Genomic DNA, 20605 nt, shown 5'->3' on the forward strand with positions numbered 1-20605 from the left:
CCCTAAACACTCACGAGCCCCAGCGCTCAGTCCGCGTGCACGCCCGGCGGGAGCACGCCGAAGATCGTCGCCGTCGAGCCCGCGCCCCTGCGGTTGATCGGGCCGCCCGCCAGCACCCACGCGCCCGTCGTCGGCAGCGCCTTCAGGTTCGCCAGGATCTCCAGGCTGATCCGGTGGCGCTGGTAGACCAGCTTGGACACGGTGTAGGTCTCGTCGGTGCCGACGTCCGGGCTGAACGTGTCGGTGCCCGTGCCGCCCTGGCGGCCCAGCCGTCCGGTGTCGATCAGCCACTTGACCGCCGGGATCGAGAAGCCGGGCTGGTGCAGCACGCCGTCGGCGCCGGTGTTCGGGTAGGCCGGGGTGCCCCACTTGGCGTCCCAGCCGGTCCAGAGCACGACGACGGCGTCGTCGGGGATCCGGCCGTGGCGCTTCTCCCAGGCCTTGAGGTCGTCGATCGTGACGCCGTAGTCCGCGTTCGCCGCGGCCTTCGCTCTTATGTCGATCTTGACGGCGGGCCGGAATAGATCCGCCGGGTCCATCGCGTCGGCGAGGGGCTGACCGGTGTTGAAGTGGCCGGGCGCGCCCCAGTGCGTGCCCGTGTGCTCGCCTTCGCGGACGAACTGCAGGTAGTAGCCGTCGTCCGGGATGGTCGCGATGGTCTCCAGCGAGAACGCCGGATCGCCGGGGAACACGTTGGTCTTCGCGGGGTCGTTGACGTGCGACAGGTTGACCAGGTTCAGCTGGTCGAGCCGCACCGGCGGGGTCGGCGCCGTCGCGGCCTGCGCGGTCCGCCCGGACACCGCGGCGCCGAACACCCCGGCCAGCCCCGCGGCCAGCACCCTGCGTCTCATCGGCATGGGGAATCACCTTTCACCGGAACACCGCCCGTGCGGCGGCCTGCACGTGATATCACCCGGACCGGGTGCGGCCCAAGGAACTGGACGAAGATGGGGTCCATGGACGACGACATCGAAGACAACGCCGACAACGGCGTGCTCGACCCCGAGGACACCCTGCTCGACCGCGACGAGCTGGCGGAGGGCTACTCCCCGCCGGAGCACACGCGCGCGACCGAGGGCTGGGGCACGACCGCGCGGGAGACGGCGGAGGGCGAAAGCCTCGACGGCCGGCTCGCCCGCGAGGTCCCCGACCTGGCCGACGACGCCGACGACGACGGCCTGGGCGACAGCGAGGACACCGACGGCGAACTGGTCGACGACGAGGTCGGCGACGTCCGCGCGGGCCGGCTCGTCGCTTCGGACGAGGGCTTCGGCGCGGACACCGACGAAGAGCTGTACGCCTCCGACGCGGGCGTCGACGGCGGCGCGGCTTCGGCGGAGGAAGCCGCCGTCCACGTGATCGACCCGTCCCGCCGCTGGTGAGGTTGCGGGGCCGGACCCGGCCCCGCAACCCGCCGGACCTCGACGGTCCGGTCCGCGGTCGTCGTGCTGGGGAACACGACCCGCCCCCTCGGCGGTTCGTGCCGGCCACGACGGCGTCACCGTGCCGCAGTCCGCTCGCACGACGCTGTCCGACTCCTGTCGGGTTCGGTCGGGTCCGCCGCCGGACCTGCCCCCTCGACGGGTCCGGCGGCGAAGTTTCCCGACCGGCCTAATCCTTTCCGCCGTCCGGCGCGTGGGGTAGGTGGCAGAGCGGACACCGGCCGGATCCGGCCGTCCTCGTCCCCGCCGCTGCCGGAGGAGGGGCACGGATGCTCGAGGGCTTGCTGACGCCCGGCGCGGGCGCGCTGTACGACGCGATGGTGCGCACCGGGCCGTTGCCGCTGGACGATCCGCGGGCCGAGAGCCCGGAGATGCGGGAGCTGTTCGACCAGGGTTTCGTGCGCCGCGACTACCGCGACGACCCGGTGATCGCGCCGATGGAGCCGGTGCGTGCCGTCGACCACGCGATCCTGGGCGCGCAGCAGCGGCTCGTGGAGCAGCAGCGCCAGATCGTCGCGGCGCGCCAGCAGCTGGACATGCTGCAGGCGGTGTACCGCGCGGCGCACGGCAGCGGCGGCGACCCGGGCGTCGAGGTGCTGACGGACCCGCAGCGCATCGGCTCGCTGTCGCTGGAGCTGTGCCTCTCCGCGCGCGAGGAGTTCCTGACGTTCACCACGCGGCACTTCAAGCGGAAACCGGACGCGGGCACGGTGCTGCGCCTGCCGGACGCGGTGACCGAACGCGGGGTGCGGCTGCGCAACGTCTACGAGCGCGCGGCCCTGGAGTTCGACGGCGCCAAGGAGGTCGTGGCCGCCAGTGTCGCGGCCGGGTGGGCCATGCGGGTGGCGCCGGAGCTGCCGATGAAGATGGTCGTCGCCGACCACCACTCCGCGCTGGTCCCGCTGGACCCGAGCGGCATGGACGGCGCGCTGTTCGTCCGCAGCCCGACGATCGTCGCGGCCCTGCGGATGCTGTTCGAGCTGGTCTGGAGCCAGGCGGTCGCGGTGGACGGCGGCGGCCGGCCTCGTCACGGCCTCACCCCGACCCAGGCGAAGGTGCTGGACCTGCTGGCCACCGGCATGACGGACGGCGCGATCGCGCGGCACCTCGACGTCAGCGAGCGCACGGTCCGGCGGCACGTCCAGGGGTTGCTGGAGGCGCTGCAGGCGGACAACCGGGTGGCCGCGGTGTTCGCGGCGACCCGGCTGGGCTGGCTCGGTTGAGCCGGCGCTACTCGAGCTTCCGGCACTGCGGCGGGCCCTGGGTCCACATCCAGACGCAGTCGGTCCCGGGCGGCCGGACCGCCGGAGTGCCGTTTCCCGGCGCCGCGGCGGCCGCCGGGACGGCGAGGGTGCCGATGGCCGCCGCGGCGAGCAGGCCGGCCAGCGCTCGCTTGATCATGGTCTTCCTTCCGGAGCGGGGATCTCCCGGCCAAGTCAGGCCCGCCCGGCCGGCGGCGGCAGGGGCGGTTTCGGTCAGTGTCCGGTACCGGCCACCGGCCGGCTGGCCGGTACCGGACGTTGGCCGCACCCGACCGGTGCGCGGGCCGGCGCGGCTCTCCTACGGTCGGGGACATGGGTGACGAGGCGCCCCCGCGCTGGTGGGGTGAGGAGGGCGCCCGTCCCCGCCCGGACCCGTCCGGCTGGTGGCCGGAAGCCGACACACTGCACTGGGTCGCGGCGACGACCCCCGCCCCGGCCGACCCGGCCGCCGTCGCAGGTCCGTGAATGGCATATCGAAGGACTCTGAGTCCTTCGATGTGCCATTCACGGACCTGGGCGAGCGGACAGCGGGTCAGGCGCGGTTGTACTCGCGGACCGCGTCCAGGTAGCCGGAAATCGCGTCGCGGTTGCGCAGCAGGCACTCCGCGCGACGCGCCATGCGGTCGCGTTCCGCTTCCAGCGTGGCCAGCATCTCCGGGGTCGCGTCCGGGAAGTAGATCGCCCGGGGTTTGTCCAGGCACGGCAGGATCTGCTTGATGATCCGCGTCGGCAGACCGGCGTCCAGCAGCCCGCGGACCTGGATCACGCGGTCGACCGTGGCCTCGTCGTAGTCGCGGTAGCCGTTCGGGCCGCGGGACGCGATGATGAGGCCCTGCTCCTCGTAGTACCGCAGCAGCCGCCGGGACGTGCCGGTGCGCTCGGACAGCTCGCCGATCCGCATGTGCGCCACCTCACGTCCGCCGGGCTGGACCTTCACATCCATGTGAGGGTTCGAGCATATCCCCATGAGGACTCCCGCTCTGCTCGCCCTGACCACCGCCGCCTTCGTCACGGTGCTCACCGAGGCCCTGCCCGCGGGCGTGCTGCCCGGCATGAGCGCCGGCCTGCGCGTCGGCGAGTCCGCGGCCGGGCAGGCCGTGACGATCTACGCGCTCGGCACCGCCCTCACCGCGATCCCGCTGGCCGCGGCGACGTCGACCTGGCGCCGCAAACGTTTGCTGCTCACCGGGGTGGCCGGGTTCGCCGTGGCCAACACCGTGACGGCGCTGTCCGCGGACTACGCGCTGACGATGGTGGCCCGGTTCGTCGCCGGGATCGCGGCGGGCGTCGTCTGGGCACTGCTCGCCGGGTACGCACGACGGCTGGCGCCCGCCGGCCGCGAGGGCAAGGCCATCGCGGTCGTGATGGCCGGCATCCCGCTCGCGCTGTCACTCGGCATCCCGGCCGGGACGTTCCTGGGCGGCCTGTTCGGCTGGCGCTCGGCGTTCGGGGTGATGTCGGCGATCGCCGTCGTGTTGCTGGCCTGGATCGCCATCGGCGTGCCGGACCACCCGGGGCAGGCCCGCGGCGGCCGGCTGCCGGTGCTGCGCACGCTCACCGTGCCGGGCGTAGCGCCCGTCCTGGTCGTGACGCTCGTGTTCGTGCTGGCGCACACCGTGCTCTACACCTACGTCGCCGCGTTCCTCGGCCACGCCGGGCTCGGCGGCTCGGTGGACGTCGTCCTGCTGGTGTTCGGCGTCGCGTCGCTGGCGGGCATCGGGATCGTCGGCGCCCGGATCGACCGCGCGCTGCGCCGGCTCACGATCCTCAGCACGATCCTGGTCGCCGTCGCCGCCGCGCTCATGATCGCGGACAGTCCCGCGCTGATCTACGTCGCCGTCGCGCTGTGGGGGCTCGGCTGGGGCGGCGTCCCGACGCTGCTGCAGACCGCCGCCGGCAACGCGGGCGGCGAGGCCGCGGACAACGCGCAGGCCATGCTCGTCACGTTGTGGAACGCCGCGATGGCCGCGGGCGGCGTGGCCGGCGGCGTCCTGCTCGACGCCGCCGGTCCCACGGCGTTCCCGTGGACACTGCTCGTGCTCCTGGTGCCGGTGCTCGCCGTGGTGCTCGGCGCCCGGCGGCACGGCTTCCCGCAGCCGTCTTGAGCGGTATTGAGTTGGACGAAGGACCCGGGCGGGCTCGCGCCCGGGCCCTCCAGCTTTCAGCAGCGGCCGGACGAGATGGCCCGCAGCAGTTCCGCGTTGGTCGTGTCACCCGACAGCTCCCAGGCGAACACCCCGCCGAGGCCCTGCGACTTCGCGTACCCCGCCTTGGCCGCCGCGGTCTCGGGGGTGTCGTAGCTCCACCACTGCGAACCGCACTTGGCATACGCCGTGCCCGCGACCTTGCCGTTGGCCGGGCAGGTCGTCTTGAGGACCTTGTAGTCCTCGACGCCGGCTTCGTAGGTGCCCGGGGCGGGGCCGGTGGCCGTGCCGCCCGGCTGCTTCTGCGTCACGCCGTCCCAGCCGCGGCCGTAGAACCCGAGGCCCAGCAACATCTTCGACGACGGGACGCCCTGGTGGCGCAGCTTCTGGATGGCCGCGTCGGCGTAGAACCCGGCGGTCGGGATGCCCGGGTAGGACCGCAGCGGCGAGTGCGGCGCGGTGGGCCCGGTCGGGCTGCCGCCGGCGACGAAGTAGTCGTAGGTCATCACGTTGTACCAGTCGAGGTAACGGCTCGCCCCGGCGTAGTCGTTCGCGTCGATCTTGCCGTTCTTCGAGCCGTCCGCCGTGATCGCGGCCGTGACGAGCTGGTGCCCGAACTTCGCGCGCAACGCCTTGACCAGGCCCGTGAACGCCTTCGGCCCGCTGGTGTCGCAGGTCAGGCCGCAGGCGTTGGGGTACTCCCAGTCGATGTCGATGCCGTCGAAGACGCCGGCCCAGCGCGGGTCGTTGACGACGTTGTAGCAGGACTCGGCGAACGCGGCCGGGTTCTTCGCTGCCTCGGTGAAGCCGCTCGACCAGGTCCAGCCGCCGAACGACCAGATCACCTTGAGCTTCGGGTGCAGCTTCTTCAGCTCCAGGAGCTGGTTGAAGCTGCCGTGGAGGGTGCCGCTGTCGGCCTGGCCGTTGACGCTCGTGGCGGCGTCGTAGGGCTGGTCGTGGTCGGCCCACGGGTCGCCGACCGCGCAGCCGCCGCCGGTCACGTTGCCGAACGCATAGTTGATGTGGGTCAGCTTCGCGGCCGACCCGGACGTCTCGATGTCCTTGACGTGGTAGTTGCGGGCGTAGACGTCCCAGTCGGCGAAGTAGGCCATCACCTTGCCGTCGGACTGACCGCCGTGGGCCGGCCCGGCTTCCGCGGGCGGCGCGACGACGGCGGCGGCGGCGAGCGCCAGCGCGATCACGGCGATGCGTTTTCTCATGCGGAGCACGGCTTTCCCTTCGGGGGTCACCGCCCTTTCGGGACCGGCTGGGCGGACCGGCTGAGGCTAACAGGTCCAGACCACTGCGGACAGAGCGAAAAGGTGGCGGCGAACAGATTTCCCGGTCGTGTCGCAGCCGGGTGCGGATTCACCGTGTGCGAAGATCCCCGCATGACGGAGTTCGGCTGCGCCCGCTGTTGCGGCAAAGACGCATTGACCGCGATGGCGTTCTGCACGACCCGGCTCCGGGAAACCCACCGCTTGGTGGAGCAGTCGCACTTCGGCGTTTCCCTGCGCGAATGTCCGGAATGCGGCCAGGCGTTCGCCTCGATCTTCACCGAGTTCGTCGACTGGACCGGCGGTGCGGACGCCCAGTTCTTCGACATCGTGCCCTTGACCGGCACCGAGGTGAACTCGTTGGCAGCGCAGGGTTCCGGCGTCGACCTGGTCACCCTCGGCGCGCTCGGCAGCGTGCGGCGGCGGCTCTCGTCGGCGTGGCCGACCGGTGGCGCGAAGACGATTTCGTGGAAATCGGAGCCGCTTTCGGTGCGCGAAGGCTACTGAAGCCCCGGGGTGCGGCCGGCCAGCCGCAGGATCGCCGCCGCCGAACGGTCGACGTCGGCCTCCGTCGTGGACCAGTTCGACACCGAAATCCGCACGTAACGGCGGCCGCGCCAGGTGGTTCCGCCGAGCCAGCACGTGCCGTCGCGCTGGATCGCCGTGACGAGCGCGTCGGTGCGGGCATCGTCGCCGAAGGACACCAGGACCTGGTTGAGGACGACGTCGTTGGCGATCTCCGCGCCGCCGTCGGCGAGCGTCGCGGCGAAGCGGCGGGCCAGCCGGCAGCAGCGGTCGACGAACTCGGCCACGCCGTCGCGGCCCAGTTCGCGCAGGGCCGCCCAGACGGCGAACCCGCGGGCGCGCCGCGACGACTCCGGCGTGAGGTCGCCCATGCCGGCCACCTCGCCCGCGCCGACGAGGTAGGCCGCGCGGTTGGCGAAGGCCGCGGCGTGGGCGTCCGGCCGGGCGCAGAACACGAACCCCGAGTCGTAGGGCACGTTGAGCCACTTGTGCCCGTCGCAGGCCCAGGAGTCGGCCAGCTCGACGCCGTCGAGCAGCGCCGCCGTGGCCGGGTTGGCCGCGGCCCACAGGCCGAACGCGCCGTCGACGTGCACCCAGGCGTCACCGGCGGCTTCGCGGGCGGCGCGCAGGTCGTCGCACGCGCCGGTGTTCACGTTGCCCGCCTGCAGGCAGACGATCGCCGGACCGGTTCCGGCGGCCAGCACCCGCGCCAGGTCGGCGACGTCGATCGCGCCCTGGGGACCGGCGGCCACCTCCTCGACGGCGCTCGTGCCGAAGCCCAGCAGCCGCAACGCGCGGTCGATCGTCGCGTGCCGTTCGGCGCTCGCGACCACGCGGACGCGTGGGGCGCCGAAGAGCCCGTCGCGTTCGACGTCCCAGCCCGCTTCGGCGAGCACGTGGTGCCGCGCGGCGGTGAGGCCGACGGTGTTCGCCGCCTGCCCGCCGGTGACGAACCCGGCGGTCGCGGTGGCCGGGATGCCGAGCAGCTCCTTGAGCCAGCCGCCGGCGACGTCTTCCGCGGCCGCGGCGGCCGGTGAGAGCACGGCGTTGAAGGCGTTCTGGTCCCAGCCCGCGGCGAGGACGTCGGCGGCGGTCGCGGCGGGCAGTCCCCCGCCGATGACGAACCCGAAGAACCGCGGCCCGGCGGTCGCCATCAGCCCGGGCGCGGCGGCCCGCGCGAGGTGTTCGAGCACGTCGGACGGCGGGCTCGGGTCCGTCGGCAGCGGCCCGCCGAAGCCCGCGCGCAACGCGGTTGCATCGGCGGCCGGGGCGACGGGCCGCTCGGCCAGGGAGTCCCGGTGGTCCGCGGCCAGCACGGCGGCCCGGGCCAGGAGGTCACGCAGTTCGTCCACGGCCCCGACTCTAGGCGGCTTTCGGGTGCGCGGCCCGCACGTTTTCCCGGGCCAGCTCGGCGGTCGTCGTGATGCGCCGCTGCCGCGTCTCCGGGCGCTTCGCCTTGGCGATCCACTCCAGGATCAGCCGCTTCGACGACGGCGGGAACGCGGCGAAGTGCGCGGCCGCGACGGCGTCGAACGCCCGCGCGAGATCCGGCGGGACGACGCCGTCCTGTGCCTCGGCCAGCGCGTCCCAGGTCCCGGTGCGGCGGGCGAGGTCGACCATCGCCTGCCCGGACGGCGTCATCAGGCCGGCCGCCGTCAGCCGGGCCACACGGTCGCGGTTCACGCGGCTCCACGTGCTCTTCGGGTTCCGCGGTGTGAAGCAGAGGTACGTGCTCTCCGCGTCGCGCCGCAGCGCTTTGCTGTCGATCCAGCCGAAGCACAGCGCCTGCTCCATCGCCTCGTGCACCAGCACCCCCGGCGCCGCGCTGTGCTTGCGCCGGATCACCAGCCACACCGATGACGCCGTACCGCGCGACGCGAGCCACTCCCGCCACCGCGCGACCGACGTGACCTTCAGCACCGCGATGCCGTCCAAAGTCTCCATGCCCACATCATCGGGGGTGAAGTGTTCACCTTCTGAGCACTTTCCGGCGGGAACAACCGCGGCCCTCGCGGCGTAGCGTCTTGATATGGAGACTGCGCTGAGCACCGACCGGCTCGTGATCCGGGACTGGACGGTGGACGACGCCGAAGCCGCGTTCGAGATCTACGGCGCGGAAGACGTCACGCACTGGCTGACCCCGGCCATGGACCGCGTCGGCGACGTCGGCGCGATGCGCGCCGTGCTGAACGCGTGGCAGGAGGCGCAGCCCAACCTCTGGCCGCCGCGCGGGCGCTGGGCCGTGGAGCGCAAGGAGGACGGCGCCGTGATCGGCGGCCTCGGCATCCGGCTGCTCCCGCCGTTCGAAGAGGACCTCGAGCTGAGCTGGCAGCTCAGCCCCGGCGCCTGGGGCCAGGGTTACGCGTCGGAGGCGGCACAAGCGCTCATCCAGTGGGCGTTCACCCAGGACACCGACGAACTGTTCGCCGTCGCCCGGCCGAACAACACGCGCGCGATCGCCGTCGCCAAGCGGCTCGGCATGCAGTGGGTCGGCGAGACCGACAAGTACTACAACCTGCGGCTGCAGGTGTACCGGATCCGGCACACCGACCTCATCGACTGACCGGCTCCAGCAGGAAGACGCGGATCTCGCGGTGCTCGGCCCGCACGGCGTAGCGGTCGTACGCGGGCCAGTACTCCGCGACCGCGTCCCACATCTCCTGGCGCTCTTCCCCGATGAGCAACCGCGCGGTGACGTCAGCCGTCCGGCCGCCGATCGCGGCGGTCGCCTTCGGCTGCGCCAGCAGGTTCGCCGACCACGCCGGGTGCGCCTCGCCGCCCCAGTTCGAGCCGATGACGACGTACCCGCCGCCGCGCTCGACGTACAACAGCGGCACCTGACGCGGTTCGCCGCTGCGGCGCCCGAGCGTGGTGAGCAGCAGCGTCCGCAGCCCCACGGCGGTGCCGACGCCGACCCGGCCGCCGCTGATCCGCAGCAGCACCCGGTCGGCCGGCATCAACGCCCGCCCGACCACCGCGAACGCCTTGCTCTTCCCGAACCCCGCGAACACACCCCTCAACCCAGCCACCGCTCGAACCCTAGCGGGCCCGAAAAGCCGTGAAGGCCTCCTTCCCGGCTCTTATGGCCGGGAAGGAGGCCTTCACGGCTTTCGGCGGAGCGTCACCAGGCCGAGGGGGCGGGTGGCGGGACCACCGGGGGCCGGTCGTCGCAGGTGATCGTGTTCGGGAGGAGCCACGGGGCCAGCCAGCTCGAGTTGCCGCCGAGGTCGGTCACCGAGAACTCCGAGCCCGTCGGTGGGAAGTTGAACGAGCCGCAGTTGTTGACGCCGACCGCGCCGACGTTGCGGGCGTCGACGTCGCGGAACGACGCCGACCCGGCCGCGCGGGCGCTCAGCACCGACGTCCCGGCGCCGTCGACGCGCAGGTCCGCGAACTTCAGGCCGTTGATCGAGTACAGGTCCTTCACCGGGAAGTCGCTGACCAGCATGATCGCGTTGTAGGTGTTGTCGAGGAAGGCGTCGCCGGTCACCTGGACGTCGGCGTCGATGTTCTTTTCCAAGGCGTAGAACCAGATCGCGCCGAGCCCGATCTTCCAGTTCAGCTCGAACGTCCCGGCCCGGACGGTCGTGTTGTCCGTGATCCGCACGTACCCGGTGAACGCCTCTGCGCCGAAGCGCGAGCCGACCTGGATCGCGCTGCCCTCGCGGATCGGGTCGGCGACCAGGTTGCCCGCCACGGTGGTGTCGGTGCCGCCGTAGAGCGCGATCCCGTTGGCCAGCACCGGCGTCTGGACGGTGTTGTGGCTGAACGTGTTGCGCGCGTTCTCGGTCTTCTCCGACCACATCGCGAGGCCGTCGTCACCGGTGTTGCGGACGAAGTTGTCCGACACCACCGAGTCCGTGACGCCGGTGTGGAAGTTCAGGCCGTCGGCGATCTGGTCGGCGATGACGTTGTTCGTGATCCGGGTGTTCTTCATCGGGCCGTCGAACCACAGGCCGACCTTGGTGTGGTGCAGGTAAAGACCGTCCACAGTGGAGTCGCTGAGCGCGCCGCCGATGGCGTTGACCTGGTCGGTGTCGACGCGTTCCCGGACGTCGCCCACGATCGCGAAGCCGGAGAGGTGGACGTTGTGGCTGCCACCGGCCGACGCGTCACGACCGTAGAAGCCGACGCCGGTGTGCACCGAGCCGTCCGGCGCGGGGGTGGCCAGCTTGACCTCGTGACCCTTGACGATCGTGTACCAGTTGCCGGCGCCCTCGATCGTGACGTCGTCGACGATGATGTGCCGGTTGACCTGGTAGGTGCCGGGCGGCAGGTAGACCTTGAGGTGCGCCCGGCGGGCGAAGGCGATCGCGCGGTCAAGGGCGTCGGCGGAGTCGCGCTTGCCGGTCGGGTCGGCGCCGAAGAACAGGACGTTCGCGGCGACGAGGTCGACGCGCGGCGGCGCGACGAGCTCGGAGTCGAGCAGGTCGACGACCGTCCACGCGGCGGGCGTGCCGGCCGGGACGGTGAGCCGGACCTTGTCCCCCGCCCGGTAGGTCTTGCCGAGCAGCAGGCGCTGTTCGTCGTAGAAGTGGTTGGGGCGGAAGGGTTTCGTGACCACGGGCGGCGGGGTGGTCGCGGCGGGCACGCACGAGCACTCGGTGATCCACCAGTCCGGGTGCAGCAGGTCCGCGTCCGGGTCGTTCGTGAACGGGTACTGGTTGTACAGCCACGCGTACTGCGAGGTCAGCGTCATCGCCTGCCGGTGGCCGCCGTCGACGGTGACGTCCAGCGGCGCGGTGATCCCGCCGCCGTGCGGGGCGTCCGGGATGCTGTAGCGGACGGTGATCGCGTTGGCCGCGGCGGGCAGCGTGAACTCGACGTGCTGCCCCGCCGTCAGTTTCACGGCGCGACGGCCGGACGCCTCGGCGGGCAGCGTGTAGGCCGAGCGGTCCGGGCCGATCACGGCGCCGTCGGTGCGGGCGTTCTCGGCCTCCTGCTCGGCGAAGCCGACGGAGGCGCCGCGCCCGGCGACCAGCGCGGGGTCGAGCGCGGCGCGCGTCACCACGGGCCGGGCGGTGGCGGCCGACGCGGGGACGGCGACGGAGACAAGAGCGGTGACGACCGCGACGAACGCGGCTCCGAGGGTGCTTCGCGACATCGCGGGACTCGTTTCTCTCGGGCGTGCGGCGGAAGAGTAGGTCGCACTTCGGCCAGGCCACAAGACGTTGCCCCGATTTTGCCCGAACTTACTCCGAACTTGCGTTGCGCGGCCGTGTACTTGCGCAATCGGACGTTCACTCCCGCGCAGGCGTGGGTTTCTGGCACGGTCGGGGCATGACTCGTCCCGAATCCGCCGCCGAGGTCTTCGACGCGCTCGGCAAGGACTACGAAGCCGCCTTCCCCGACCAGCCCGGCCAGAAGGCGGTGCTGACCTGGCTGCTCGACCGGCTCCCCGAGCGCGCCACCGTGACCGACCTCGGTTCGGGCACCGGACGCCCGGTCGCGGAGACGCTCGCGGCCGCCGGGCACGAGGTCACCGGCTACGACGTCTCGGCGACCATGGTCGAGATCGCCCGCGCCCAGGTGCCGACGGCGCGGTTCGAGCAGGCCGACCTCCGCACGCTGACCCAGCCGGCCGGGAGCCGCGATGTCGTCGCGGCGTTCTTCTCGCTACTGCAGATGACCCGCGCCGAACTCGATGCCGTGCTGGCGCAGGCCGCCGAGTGGCTCGCGCCCGGCGGGTACTTCGTGCTCGGCACGGTCGCCGCGGACGTGGACGGCGTCGACTTCAGCTTCCTGGGCCACCCGATCCGGGCCAGCAGCTACCCGCCGGAGACGTTCGCCGCGCGGCTCGAGGCGGCCGGCCTGGAGGTGGTCTACCGGGAACAGGTTCTCTACACGTCCGACCACCCCGGCGTCCGGCCGGAGGAGCAGCTCTACCTCGTCGCGCGCCGGCTTTCGTGAGTCAGTCGTGGCGTCAACCCCTCACCGGGAGGATCACCCAGCGGATATGAATTTTACTCAACTTCGTGCGTATCCCGGGCGCCGGAACCCGAGCTAAAGTGAGGGATGGGCATCGAAGCTCTGGCCAGGCCGGTAACCCGCGAACACCGTGAGCTGGTGCGCGAAATGCTGGGCCGGCTGCCGGAGTTCGCCGATCGTCTCGCCCGGCTGCTCAGCGAAGAGGACGAGTTCTACCGCCAGGTCGACCACGTCGCGCCGGCCGAGCTGCGCAAGGTCTGCCACGCCAACCTCGAACGCGCGCTCACGGCGCTGGCCGACGGCCACGGCTTGGCCCTCGACGCGGCCCGCAAGACCGGGCTCGTCCAAGCGCGGCAGGGCATTCCGCTGCCGGCGGTGCTGCGCGCGTTCCGGATCGGCGGCACGTTCGTCTACGAGGCCCTGCTGGAGCTGGCCGGGCCCGAGTTCCTCAGCTCCACCCGCACGATCGAGATCAACTCCTACGTCTGGAAGGCGATCGACCTCTACTCGGACGCGCTGACCACGGCGTACGACGAGGTCGCGGCCGAGCCGTCGCACGCGAACGTCCAGCGGCTGGACGACCTGCTGCGCGGCCGGCTGGCCGGTCAGTCCGAAATGGAGTCCGCGGCTCGCGAGCTGGGGCTGCCGACCGCGGGCATGTTCGTCGCCGTCGTCACCGAACGCGTCGAACCGGACGGACAGGACACGGTCGAGGCCTTGATGCGGGCGCGTCGCTGGCGGTCGGCCTGGCGGCCCGGCGGCGAGGCGGGCCTGGTCGCGATCGACCGGATCGAAGACGTCCGGCGGCTGCGGGAGGTGCTGGGTTCACTGCCGGTCGCGGCCGGGCTGAGCCGGCCGTTCACCGGGTTCCCGGACGTTCCGGACGCGCTGCACCGGGCCCGGATCGCGCGTCGCTCCCTGCCGTCGGCGACCGCGGGCGTGGTGGTGTTCGGCGACTCGCCGGTGACCACGCTGGTCGCGGCCGCGCCGGGGATGGCCCGCGACGTCGTGCGATCCGCCTTGTCGGGGGTGCTCACACTGCCGGGCGCCGAGCGCAAGGTCCTGCTCGACACGCTGCTCGCGTGGTTCGGCGGCCACGGGTCGGCGAAGGAGGCGGCGGACCGGTTGTTCGTGCACCCCAACACCGTCCGCTACCGCCTGCGGCGCGTGCAGGAGCTGACCAAGCGCGACCTGACCGACCCGGTGGACATCGGCGAGCTGTACGTCGCCCTCGAGTCGGTACGACTGGATCCCGTCGATTGACTTTCGATAGATATCCAGCGATAGTCGTCACATGTTCGCAGAGAAGTGGGCTGTACCCGTGCTCCGGGTCTTCCTCGTCGTACTGTTCGCCGTCCTGGTCGTCTTCCAGACGCTCTCGCTGCCCGGCGGGATCGCGTACACGACGTCGCAGAACCCGCACGACGCGAGCCTGCGGTGGCCGCTGACCGCGATCGCGGTGTTCCTGGTGCTGTGCGTCGAGGTGGTCCTCGTCGCGACGTGGAAGCTGCTGACCCTGGTCAAGAAGGACCGGATCTTCACCAGCGGCGCCCTGAAGTGGGTCGACGCGATCGTCTGGGCCGTGGTCGCCGCGTGGGTGGTCTTCGCCGGCATGCTGATCTTCGTCGGCTTCAACGCGGACGACCCGGGGATGCCGATGGTGCTGTTCCTGGCCACCGTCGGGATCACCGTGATCGGCCTGCTGATGGTGGTCATGCGCGCCCTGCTGCGTCAAGCCACTACGCTGCGCACCGACATGGAAGCGGTCATCTGATGGCGATCGTCGTGCGTATCGACGTCGAGCTCGCCAAGCGCAAGCTGAGCGTCGGCGAGTTCGCGGAGAAGGTCGGGCTGACGCCGGCCAACGTCGCCGTCCTGAAGAACGGCCGCGCGAAAGCCGTGCGCTTCAGCACGTTGGAAGCCATGTGCCGGGTCCTCGAGTGCCAGCCCGGCGACCTGCTGGAGTGGGTCGACGACTAGCCGAGGTCGACGGGCCGCACCCGCAGCTTTTCGGCGATCCGGGCCAAGGCTTGCTGGTCGGCCGCGGTGAGCGGGTCGAGCACGAGCTGCCGCACGGCCCGCACGTGCGCCGGCGCCGCGGCGACGACCACGGCGTAACCCGCGTCGGTGAGAGCGGCGAGGGTGTAGCGGCCGTCGCCGGGATCGGGTGAGCGTTCGACCCAGCCCCGCTGCTCGAACCGCTTGACCACGTTGGACAGTCGCGAGAGCGAACCGTTGGCCAGGTAGGCGAGTTCGCTCATCCGCAGCCGGCGGTCCGGCGCCTCCGACATCTGGCTGAGCGCCAGGTACTCGAAGAGCGTCACGCCGGCCTCCTGCTGCAACGGCGCTTCCAGCTTGCCCGGCAGCAGCAGGACGAGCGAGGCCAGCCCGGTCCAGGCGTCCTTTTCGGACGGCGTCAGCCAGCGAGGCTCGTCGTCATCGGGTGCCATGGGGGAACTCTACCCAGCTCGACATGACTTCACGCGTGAAGTCTGATACGTTGACTTCAAGCGTGAAGTCAATCGAAGGGAACGTCATGCCCGAGTTCTTCGTCACCCCCGGCTACGGCCCCAAGCACCTGGCCGCCCTGCACTACACGCAGGCGGTCCGGATCGGCGACCGCGTCGAGATCTCGGGCCAGGGCGGCTGGGACGACGACACCGTCTTCCCCGAGTCCCTGGAGGAGGAGATCGTCCGGGCCTTCGAGAACGTCGAGCGCACGCTCGCCACCGCGGGCGCGAGCTGGACCGACGTGGTCGCGGTGGACTCGTTCCACATCCCCACGGCACCCGACACCATCGGCGACGACCACACGCGCGTCATGGTCGAGCAGTTCCGCAAGCGTTTGGGCGACCGGGCCCCGATCTGGACCCAGCTCGGCGTCGCGGCTCTGGGCGCGCCGGGGATGCGGGTGGAGATCCGGGCCACGGCCATCGTGAGCTAGCGGTGTGCGGGAGCGAAAGCTGGCCCCGGGCTAAGCCGCGTCCAGCTCCACCAGCCTGGCCAGCTCCAGCAGGGTGCCCTCGAAGCCGGGGCCGGCGGTGAGCTCCACCGTGAGCGGACCCCCGCGCCGGGCCGTGCCCACCCGGAGCGTCACCGCCGGCTCCGTCCACTGGGGACGGTCCACGGCGGCCGAGACGACCACGTCCGCTCTCGGCGCCGGGCGGCGGCGGCCGCCCGCGTCCAGGTCAAGTACCACGTTGCCGTGCAACGAAAGCAGCGCCGCCACGTCGGCGACGGCGTCGCGCAGCTCGCGGTCGGCTATCGAGTCCGAGTGGGCGCCGATCGCCGGGCGGGGCGGCTCGGCGTCGCGGGCCAGGCGGGGGACGAACCGCGCCAGGTCGCCGCGGTCGCAGACGAGCGTGCGGATGCCCGGGATGCCCGCCGACGGATCACTGAGGCTGACGCCGACGCTCGCGGCCGCCGCCACGATCCGGGCGCGCCAGCGAGCGGTGGCCGCGATGGCGACCATCGGAGGATCCTGCGACAAAGTGGGGATTCTCCCTTGCGGTACTGCGCGGCGGAGTGAGGATCGTCCGATGGTGGGCCCATGCCCGTTGTGCCCGGGAACAAACATGTTTGGTCGCTTGGTGCGAATGGCGGCGCACATGCGACCTTCCGGTCGTACCGGGTGTCTGTGACCGCCGGTCACACTTTGACGCCCGGCGTGGCGCGGGCCACTATCCGGACACTGATTACCGCCCGGTAATTTGCGTGACACCAGGAGGACCGTTGCGACGTGCTTTCGGCCTGATCTTGCTGGCACTGGGCGTATTCGCGGTCGCGGGTGCCGTGCTCCTGCCGACCTACGTCTACCCCAAGCTCGCCAAGGTGCCGCTCGACCAGGATTCGACGTCGCTGCTCGAAGGCACCGCGAGCCAGGTGCTCGCGGTGACGGACAACGGTTCCGGCCCGGTCTCGGCGATCCGCAAGGACGCCAAGCTGACCGCGACGGCCCACGTGCAGGCGAACTTCGCGGCGCCGGAGATGCACCAGGACACCGACTACGCGGTCTGGCTCCTGGCCGTGCAGGTCACCGACGACGCCGACAACACCGTGCTCAGCGCGAGCAAGCGGCAGGTCTGCTTCGACCGGCGCACCGGCGAGGGCTACGAGCCGCGCGGCGAGTCCGACCCGAAGTGCGACGCCAAGAGCAGCTTCGTCACCGAGCTGAAGGACAAGGCGGACAAGGACGGCCAGAAGCCGCCGGAGACGAACGACTACAAGGCGCAGCCCGGGCTGCAGTTCAAGTTCCCGTTCGGCACCGAGCAGCAGGACTACAAGGTCTACGACGACAACACCGGCGCGGCCGTCACCGCCAAGTACTCCGGGACCGAGACCGTCGACGGGATCGAGACCTACAAGTTCGTCCAGGACATCCCCGACACCAAGACCGCCACGAAGGACGTGCCGGGCTCCCTCGTCGGCTCCGCGGACCCGACCGTGAAGGCCGACCTCTACTACCGCGGCGTCAACACGATGTGGGTGGAGCCGGTCACCGGCATCGAGGTCAAGCAGCAGCAACAGCAGCACCAGGAGCTGCGCGCCGGCACCGGTCAGCCGACCGTGGTGTTCGACGGGACGCTCGCCTTCACCGCGGAGACCGTCGCGAAGATGGCCGACCAGGTGAACGCGAACAAGGGCCGGCTGGAGTTCCTCTCCAGCACCGGGCCGCTGTGGCTCGGGATCGGCGGCGGCGTGCTGATCGTCGTCTCGATCGTGCTGCTGGCCCGGCGGCGCCGGGCCGAGCCGCCGGTCCCGCCGCGGCGACGGGAACCGGTCGGCGCCGGCCGCTGAGTCAGCGCCTCCGCAGCACGAGGACCAGATTCCAGGAAGCGATTTCCCGCAGGGCCGGGACCCGCACGATCCACATCGCCCAGCTCGGGTGATAACGCGGGTACCCGGCCACCAGATCGGCCAGCGGCGTCGCCTTCGCCCAGCGGAGCGCGGCGCCGACCGACACCGGGAAAAGACTTTCGCCGAATTTGTTCTTCGGCTGCTTCCCGAGCTTCCGGAAATACCGCTGACGCGCGTAGTAGCCGCCGAGGAAATGCCACGGCGCGGTCTCGTGACCGCCCCAGGGTGAATACCACGGCGTGAACGACGCGAAGACGGTGCCGCCGGGCTTCGTCACACGGCACATCTCGTCGAGCATCACCCACGGCTTCGCGACGTGCTCCAGCACGTTCGAGGAGTAGCAGACGTCCACGGATCCGGTGCGCACCGGCAGTTCCGTGCCGCTGGCCCGGATCATGTTCTCCCCCGGCTCGCCACGCGCGGACAGCTCGCCGACGTCCGGGTCGACCCCGAGATAAGTCGCGCCGGCCGCGCGGAAGGCGTCCGAGAAATACCCCGGACCGCCCCCGACGTCGAGCACCGTGCGCCCGGACAGCGGAGCGTGGGCCGCCAATTGCCGCACGGAGTCGGCGGCGAGCGCCGAGTAGAAGCCGTCCGGGTCGGTCTGTTCGGTGAGAAAAGTGCGGAAGAGCGTCACGGAACGGTGGAGCGTCGCGCGGTGCGGCTCGGTGTTCGGGGCGACGACCGGATTTACTGCCATTGAACCATCGCTTTCCGAAATACGTTCCTCTACTGTGTACGCATACTGTGTACGCACCGGTAACCTAGCATCGTCGCTACAGTTTGGATAACCCGATGGACCGTCCTCGTGTGCTCCTGGTCAACTGGCGCGACACCGGCCACCCCGAGGGCGGCGGGTCCGAGCGGTACGTCGAGCGGATGGCCGAAGGGCTCGCGAAAGCGGGCTACCGGGTCGAGATCCAGTGCGCGGCCTACCCCGGCGCGACCGCGGGCGAATGGCGTGACGGCGTCCGCTACCGGCGTCGCGGCAACAAGTTCGGCGTCTACGCGCACGCGCTGCGGGCGATCCGGCGGGCCCGCGCCGACCTGGTGGTGGACGTCCAGAACGGGATGCCGTTCTTCGCCCGGCTGGTCGCCGGCTGTCCCGTGCTGGTGCTCGTGCACCACGTCCACAAGGAACAGTGGATCAGCGCGCTGGGCGAGACCCTGGGCCGGGTCGGCTGGTGGATCGAGTCGCGGCTGGCGCCGTGGCTGTTCCGCGAGTGCGACTACGTCACGGTTTCCGAGGTCACCAAGGCCGAGCTCGCCGGCCTGGGCGTCGACCGCGACCGCGTCACCGTGGTCGCGAACGGCCTCGACGCGCCCCCGCCGGTGGCGGCCGGACGCGACAGTTCGCCCACGCTGGTCGCGGTGAGCCGGCTGGTGCCGCACAAGCGGATCGAGCACGCCATCGACGTCGTCGCGCGGCTCGCGCGGCGCTGGCCGCAGCTGCGGCTCGAGGTCGTCGGCCAGGGGCCGTGGGACGAGGTGCTGCGGGCGCACGCGGCCGAGCGCGGCGTCGCGGACCGCGTCACCCTGCACGGCTGGGTCGACGAGCAGGCCAAGCACGAGATCCTGGCGCGCTCGTGGCTGCACCTGTGCCCGTCGGTCAAGGAGGGCTGGGGCATCGTCATCATGGAGGCGGCCGCGCACGGCGTGCCGTCGGTCGCCTACCGCGCCGCGGGCGGCGTCGCCGAGTCCATCGTGGACGGCCGGACCGGGCTGCTCGCCGACGACTTCGACGACTTCACCGCCCGCGTCGACGGCCTGCTCGCGGACGGCCTGCGCCGCGCGGAGATGGGCCTGGCGGGCGCGGAACGGGCCGGGAAGTACAGCTGGGACCAGAGTGTCGGCGAGTTCGCGGCGCTCGTGCGGGACGTCGCCGGCCGGCCCGCGCCCCGGCCCCGCGTTCTGAACTCAGCCGGCTTGTTCCCGCACCGCGTCGCGGAACCGGTCCACCAGCCGGCCGGCGGCCGCCGCGCCGAAGTCCTTGCGGCGGGCGCGCACGGTCACCGTGGTGGTGTCCCCCGTGGTCGCCGCGCCGAACGCCACGCCTGAGCGGCCGCTCGCGGCCGGGTAGAACGCGATCGAGCGGACGGTGTCGCCGGTGGACACCACGCCGAGGTTCGACACCAGGAACGTCGAGCCGAGCCTGCTCGCCAGCACCCGGGTGCCCAGCCGGGCGACCCGGCTGCTGCGCGCCGGGAAATCGGGCTCGGGTGGCTGCGCGCGGAGGACGTCCGCGACGGCGCCGGAGTCCGGGTCGGCCGGCAGCCGCAACCGGAAGAACGCGCTGTCGTGCACGGGTTCCGGCGCGGCGCCGGAGCGCCACGACGCGCCCAGCGCGGCGACGACGCGGACCGTGCGGGCGCCGTGCGCGTGGTTCCAGCGGCCGGTCGCGCGGGTGGCGGCCGCGACGAACCCCGCGGCGCCCAGCCGCAGCCGGGGCACGCGACGGGCTTCGAAGACGTCTCCCGCGCTCTCGCCGTCCCGGTCGGGCACGATCCGGCCCGGTGGCGCGAAAAGCGCCTCAGCGAGCCGCTGGACGGCCGAAACGAGGAACGGCTTCCCGCCGTCGGTGCGCGCCCCGATGCCGCGCGCCGCCGAGGAAACCGGGACGTCGAGGAGGAAGCCGAGCAGGGCCAGCAGGCCGAGGCCGTCGAGCGCGCCGTGGTGGCCGGCGACGAGCAACGCCGGTTCGTCCGTGCTGACGGCGACGCGCACCAAGGGCGCGCCGCGTTCGTAAGGCTCGGCCGCGAACCGGGCGCGGACCCGGGAAATCCCGGCCGCGGTGGTCTGTTCGACCGCCGGTGCGGCGCCGAGGAGCGGGTACTGCGGGAGGACGGCCGCCAGCCGCGCGCGGAGTTTTTCCGGGTCCGGGGCCGAAAAGAGATCCGCTTCCAGGAGGATGCTCCAGGAAACGGTGGGGTCGCCGTAGAGCCCGACCACGCGGTGCGCGTGGTCGGTGGCGGACTGCGTCATGCGCGTCAGCGGTTCCCGTACAGCTTGGCCGGGTGGTCCGCGGGGTTGTACTTCACCTGCGCGTTGAGCTGGTCCTGCACCTGGGCGGTGCTGTCCGGGTCGGCGCTCTGGATGAGGGCGAAGCCCGCGCCGGTCGCCAGACCGCCGCCGATGATGACGGCGGCTACCACCCCGATGAGCGTGCCCAC

Annotated in this window: 25 protein-coding genes; 13 read left to right on the top strand and 12 right to left on the bottom strand. The window is 71.8% G+C overall.

Going from position 1 to position 20605, the window contains the following annotated elements:
- Positions 1-26: 26 nt before the first annotated feature.
- Positions 27-857 (bottom strand): cyclase family protein, encoded by an 831-nt coding sequence (locus ACLJQZ_RS14025; RefSeq protein WP_410620447.1) that lies wholly within the window; start codon positions 855-857, stop codon positions 27-29.
- A 99-nt stretch (positions 858-956) separates the two neighbouring features.
- Between ACLJQZ_RS14025 and ACLJQZ_RS14030 the strand changes: the two genes are divergently transcribed.
- Complete coding sequence (locus ACLJQZ_RS14030) at positions 957-1382, top strand: DUF5709 domain-containing protein (RefSeq protein WP_328644494.1); 426 nt, start codon at positions 957-959, stop codon at positions 1380-1382.
- Between the two features lie 329 nt (positions 1383-1711).
- A complete protein-coding gene (locus ACLJQZ_RS14035) occupies positions 1712-2665 on the top strand; it encodes a LuxR C-terminal-related transcriptional regulator (protein WP_410620448.1) in 954 nt (317 codons plus the stop codon).
- A 7-nt stretch (positions 2666-2672) separates the two neighbouring features.
- Here the strand turns inward: ACLJQZ_RS14035 and ACLJQZ_RS14040 are convergent, their stop codons facing one another.
- Positions 2673-2843, bottom strand: coding sequence for a hypothetical protein (locus ACLJQZ_RS14040; RefSeq protein WP_410620449.1), 171 nt, complete (start codon positions 2841-2843; stop codon positions 2673-2675).
- A gap of 173 nt (positions 2844-3016) precedes the next feature.
- Here ACLJQZ_RS14040 and ACLJQZ_RS14045 point away from each other — a divergent pair, with 173 nt between their 5' ends.
- Positions 3017-3169 (top strand): hypothetical protein, encoded by a 153-nt coding sequence (locus ACLJQZ_RS14045; RefSeq protein ID WP_410620450.1) that lies wholly within the window; start codon positions 3017-3019, stop codon positions 3167-3169.
- A 67-nt stretch (positions 3170-3236) separates the two neighbouring features.
- Here ACLJQZ_RS14045 and ACLJQZ_RS14050 read toward each other — a convergent pair whose 3' ends face one another.
- Positions 3237-3605 carry a MerR family transcriptional regulator gene (locus tag ACLJQZ_RS14050; RefSeq protein WP_410620794.1) on the bottom strand — a complete coding sequence of 123 codons (369 nt, stop codon included), beginning with the start codon at positions 3603-3605 and terminating at the stop codon, positions 3237-3239.
- A 64-nt stretch (positions 3606-3669) separates the two neighbouring features.
- Here ACLJQZ_RS14050 and ACLJQZ_RS14055 point away from each other — a divergent pair, with 64 nt between their 5' ends.
- Positions 3670-4809, top strand: a complete 1140-nt coding sequence (locus tag ACLJQZ_RS14055; protein ID WP_410620451.1) for an MFS transporter — start codon at positions 3670-3672, stop codon at positions 4807-4809.
- Between the two features lie 56 nt (positions 4810-4865).
- On the opposite strand, the gene ACLJQZ_RS14060 is transcribed toward ACLJQZ_RS14055, so the two are convergent.
- On the bottom strand, positions 4866-6068 hold the full coding sequence (locus ACLJQZ_RS14060; RefSeq protein ID WP_410620452.1) for a glycoside hydrolase family 18 protein: 1203 nt from the start codon (positions 6066-6068) through the stop codon (positions 4866-4868).
- 171 nt (positions 6069-6239) lie between these two features.
- On the opposite strand from ACLJQZ_RS14060, the gene ACLJQZ_RS14065 reads away from it, so the two are divergent.
- On the top strand, positions 6240-6632 hold the full coding sequence (locus ACLJQZ_RS14065; protein WP_247056625.1) for a hypothetical protein: 393 nt from the start codon (positions 6240-6242) through the stop codon (positions 6630-6632).
- On the opposite strand, the gene ACLJQZ_RS14070 is transcribed toward ACLJQZ_RS14065, so the two are convergent.
- Positions 6626-7993, bottom strand: a complete 1368-nt coding sequence (locus ACLJQZ_RS14070) for a pyridoxal phosphate-dependent decarboxylase family protein (RefSeq protein WP_410620795.1) — start codon at positions 7991-7993, stop codon at positions 6626-6628. The two genes, ACLJQZ_RS14065 and ACLJQZ_RS14070, sit on opposite strands and share 7 nt — an antisense overlap.
- A 19-nt stretch (positions 7994-8012) precedes the next feature.
- Entirely contained in the window at positions 8013-8594 is a 582-nt protein-coding gene (locus ACLJQZ_RS14075; RefSeq protein WP_410620453.1) for a YdeI/OmpD-associated family protein, read from the bottom strand.
- Positions 8595-8679: 85 nt separating this feature from the next.
- Here ACLJQZ_RS14075 and ACLJQZ_RS14080 point away from each other — a divergent pair, with 85 nt between their 5' ends.
- Positions 8680-9213 (top strand): GNAT family N-acetyltransferase, encoded by a 534-nt coding sequence (locus ACLJQZ_RS14080; RefSeq protein WP_410620454.1) that lies wholly within the window; start codon positions 8680-8682, stop codon positions 9211-9213.
- On the opposite strand, the gene ACLJQZ_RS14085 is transcribed toward ACLJQZ_RS14080, so the two are convergent.
- Positions 9203-9670, bottom strand: coding sequence for a nitroreductase family deazaflavin-dependent oxidoreductase (locus ACLJQZ_RS14085; RefSeq protein WP_410620796.1), 468 nt, complete (start codon positions 9668-9670; stop codon positions 9203-9205). The genes ACLJQZ_RS14080 and ACLJQZ_RS14085 overlap by 11 nt on opposite strands.
- Before the next feature lie 101 nt (positions 9671-9771).
- Positions 9772-11754, bottom strand: a complete 1983-nt coding sequence (locus tag ACLJQZ_RS14090) for a glycosyl hydrolase family 28-related protein (RefSeq protein WP_410620455.1) — start codon at positions 11752-11754, stop codon at positions 9772-9774.
- Between the two features lie 176 nt (positions 11755-11930).
- On the opposite strand from ACLJQZ_RS14090, the gene ACLJQZ_RS14095 reads away from it, so the two are divergent.
- The 4 genes from ACLJQZ_RS14095 (at position 11931) to ACLJQZ_RS14110 (ending at position 14558) form a co-directional block, all read left to right on the top strand.
- Complete coding sequence (locus ACLJQZ_RS14095) at positions 11931-12560, top strand: class I SAM-dependent DNA methyltransferase (RefSeq protein ID WP_410620456.1); 630 nt, start codon at positions 11931-11933, stop codon at positions 12558-12560.
- A gap of 105 nt (positions 12561-12665) precedes the next feature.
- Positions 12666-13841, top strand: coding sequence for a PucR family transcriptional regulator (locus tag ACLJQZ_RS14100; RefSeq protein WP_410620457.1), 1176 nt, complete (start codon positions 12666-12668; stop codon positions 13839-13841).
- 31 nt (positions 13842-13872) lie between these two features.
- The gene (locus ACLJQZ_RS14105) at positions 13873-14352 is read left to right on the top strand and encodes a DUF2975 domain-containing protein (RefSeq protein ID WP_410620458.1); all 480 of its coding nucleotides are present in this window, start codon (positions 13873-13875) and stop codon (positions 14350-14352) included.
- The gene (locus ACLJQZ_RS14110) at positions 14352-14558 is read left to right on the top strand and encodes a helix-turn-helix domain-containing protein (protein WP_247056639.1); all 207 of its coding nucleotides are present in this window, start codon (positions 14352-14354) and stop codon (positions 14556-14558) included. Before ACLJQZ_RS14105 ends, ACLJQZ_RS14110 begins: the two co-directional genes overlap by 1 nt.
- Here the strand turns inward: ACLJQZ_RS14110 and ACLJQZ_RS14115 are convergent.
- Entirely contained in the window at positions 14555-15028 is a 474-nt protein-coding gene (locus ACLJQZ_RS14115; protein ID WP_410620459.1) for a MarR family winged helix-turn-helix transcriptional regulator, read from the bottom strand. The two genes, ACLJQZ_RS14110 and ACLJQZ_RS14115, sit on opposite strands and share 4 nt — an antisense overlap.
- 86 nt (positions 15029-15114) lie before the next feature.
- Here ACLJQZ_RS14115 and ACLJQZ_RS14120 point away from each other — a divergent pair, with 86 nt between their 5' ends.
- Positions 15115-15522 (top strand): RidA family protein, encoded by a 408-nt coding sequence (locus ACLJQZ_RS14120; RefSeq protein WP_410620797.1) that lies wholly within the window; start codon positions 15115-15117, stop codon positions 15520-15522.
- Between the two features lie 30 nt (positions 15523-15552).
- Here ACLJQZ_RS14120 and ACLJQZ_RS14125 read toward each other — a convergent pair whose 3' ends face one another.
- On the bottom strand, positions 15553-16050 hold the full coding sequence (locus ACLJQZ_RS14125) for a hypothetical protein (RefSeq protein WP_410620460.1): 498 nt from the start codon (positions 16048-16050) through the stop codon (positions 15553-15555).
- A gap of 260 nt (positions 16051-16310) precedes the next feature.
- Here ACLJQZ_RS14125 and ACLJQZ_RS14130 point away from each other — a divergent pair, with 260 nt between their 5' ends.
- The gene (locus ACLJQZ_RS14130; RefSeq protein ID WP_410620461.1) at positions 16311-17375 is read left to right on the top strand and encodes a DUF3068 domain-containing protein; all 1065 of its coding nucleotides are present in this window, start codon (positions 16311-16313) and stop codon (positions 17373-17375) included.
- A 1-nt stretch (position 17376) separates the two neighbouring features.
- Here the strand turns inward: ACLJQZ_RS14130 and ACLJQZ_RS14135 are convergent, their stop codons facing one another.
- Positions 17377-18072 (bottom strand): class I SAM-dependent methyltransferase, encoded by a 696-nt coding sequence (locus tag ACLJQZ_RS14135; protein WP_328649868.1) that lies wholly within the window; start codon positions 18070-18072, stop codon positions 17377-17379.
- A 173-nt stretch (positions 18073-18245) separates the two neighbouring features.
- On the opposite strand from ACLJQZ_RS14135, the gene ACLJQZ_RS14140 reads away from it, so the two are divergent.
- A complete protein-coding gene (locus tag ACLJQZ_RS14140; protein WP_410620798.1) occupies positions 18246-19493 on the top strand; it encodes a glycosyltransferase family 4 protein in 1248 nt (415 codons plus the stop codon).
- A 929-nt stretch (positions 19494-20422) separates the two neighbouring features.
- Here ACLJQZ_RS14140 and ACLJQZ_RS14145 read toward each other — a convergent pair.
- On the bottom strand, positions 20423-20605 hold the full coding sequence (locus ACLJQZ_RS14145; protein ID WP_247056652.1) for a hypothetical protein: 183 nt from the start codon (positions 20603-20605) through the stop codon (positions 20423-20425).

Source organism: Amycolatopsis sp. cmx-8-4 (assembly GCF_046548675.1).
Classification (GTDB): Bacteria; Actinomycetota; Actinomycetes; order Mycobacteriales; family Pseudonocardiaceae; genus Amycolatopsis.

Coding starts and splice junctions, on each gene's coding strand:
- ACLJQZ_RS14025 (WP_410620447.1), bottom strand. CDS start 857: ATGCCGATGAGACGCAGGGTGCTGGCCGCGGGGCTGGCCGGGGTGTTC.
- ACLJQZ_RS14030 (WP_328644494.1), top strand. CDS start 957: ATGGACGACGACATCGAAGACAACGCCGACAACGGCGTGCTCGACCCC.
- ACLJQZ_RS14035 (WP_410620448.1), top strand. CDS start 1,712: ATGCTCGAGGGCTTGCTGACGCCCGGCGCGGGCGCGCTGTACGACGCG.
- ACLJQZ_RS14040 (WP_410620449.1), bottom strand. CDS start 2,843: ATGATCAAGCGAGCGCTGGCCGGCCTGCTCGCCGCGGCGGCCATCGGC.
- ACLJQZ_RS14045 (WP_410620450.1), top strand. CDS start 3,017: ATGGGTGACGAGGCGCCCCCGCGCTGGTGGGGTGAGGAGGGCGCCCGT.
- ACLJQZ_RS14050 (WP_410620794.1), bottom strand. CDS start 3,605: ATGCGGATCGGCGAGCTGTCCGAGCGCACCGGCACGTCCCGGCGGCTG.
- ACLJQZ_RS14055 (WP_410620451.1), top strand. CDS start 3,670: ATGAGGACTCCCGCTCTGCTCGCCCTGACCACCGCCGCCTTCGTCACG.
- ACLJQZ_RS14060 (WP_410620452.1), bottom strand. CDS start 6,068: ATGAGAAAACGCATCGCCGTGATCGCGCTGGCGCTCGCCGCCGCCGCC.
- ACLJQZ_RS14065 (WP_247056625.1), top strand. CDS start 6,240: ATGACGGAGTTCGGCTGCGCCCGCTGTTGCGGCAAAGACGCATTGACC.
- ACLJQZ_RS14075 (WP_410620453.1), bottom strand. CDS start 8,594: ATGGAGACTTTGGACGGCATCGCGGTGCTGAAGGTCACGTCGGTCGCG.
- ACLJQZ_RS14080 (WP_410620454.1), top strand. CDS start 8,680: ATGGAGACTGCGCTGAGCACCGACCGGCTCGTGATCCGGGACTGGACG.
- ACLJQZ_RS14090 (WP_410620455.1), bottom strand. CDS start 11,754: ATGTCGCGAAGCACCCTCGGAGCCGCGTTCGTCGCGGTCGTCACCGCT.
- ACLJQZ_RS14095 (WP_410620456.1), top strand. CDS start 11,931: ATGACTCGTCCCGAATCCGCCGCCGAGGTCTTCGACGCGCTCGGCAAG.
- ACLJQZ_RS14100 (WP_410620457.1), top strand. CDS start 12,666: ATGGGCATCGAAGCTCTGGCCAGGCCGGTAACCCGCGAACACCGTGAG.
- ACLJQZ_RS14105 (WP_410620458.1), top strand. CDS start 13,873: ATGTTCGCAGAGAAGTGGGCTGTACCCGTGCTCCGGGTCTTCCTCGTC.
- ACLJQZ_RS14110 (WP_247056639.1), top strand. CDS start 14,352: ATGGCGATCGTCGTGCGTATCGACGTCGAGCTCGCCAAGCGCAAGCTG.
- ACLJQZ_RS14115 (WP_410620459.1), bottom strand. CDS start 15,028: ATGGCACCCGATGACGACGAGCCTCGCTGGCTGACGCCGTCCGAAAAG.
- ACLJQZ_RS14120 (WP_410620797.1), top strand. CDS start 15,115: ATGCCCGAGTTCTTCGTCACCCCCGGCTACGGCCCCAAGCACCTGGCC.
- ACLJQZ_RS14125 (WP_410620460.1), bottom strand. CDS start 16,050: ATGGTCGCCATCGCGGCCACCGCTCGCTGGCGCGCCCGGATCGTGGCG.